We start from the raw sequence: 343 nt of genomic DNA, 5'->3' as shown, positions 1-343 counted from the left end.
CTGTACAACTACAAATTAATAATGTATCAGTAAATACCCCTAAAGTTTGAATGAAACCTTGTTTAACTGGGTGCGTTACGTTTGCAGTCGCTGCTGCGTTCGGCGCACTACCCATACCTGCTTCATTTGAGAATAACCCACGTTTTACCCCTAATAAAATCGCAGCTCCTAATCCTCCGCCTACTACTTCTTTAATTCCGAAAGCATGTAAGAAAATTTCTTTAAATACATATGGAATTGCCGTAATGTTTGTTACAACAACGAATAATGCCACTGCTACATAAATAATTGCCATTACTGGAACTATCATTTCAACCGCGCGAGCAATTCGTTTTACTCCGCC

The 343-nt window shown here is 39.4% G+C and carries 1 protein-coding gene; it reads right to left on the bottom strand.

Translation table 11 applies throughout. The features are described from left to right. Nucleotides 1-343: alanine:cation symporter family protein (locus SB717_RS34320; RefSeq protein WP_410907310.1), on the bottom strand; the 343-nt coding region annotated here is incomplete at both ends.

Source organism: Priestia sp. SIMBA_032, from assembly GCF_046535215.1.
Taxonomy (GTDB): Bacteria; Bacillota; Bacilli; order Bacillales; family Bacillaceae_H; genus Priestia; species Priestia aryabhattai.
Note: the sequence above shows the minus strand (reverse complement) of the source record. Positions and strands in the feature narration are given on the sequence as shown.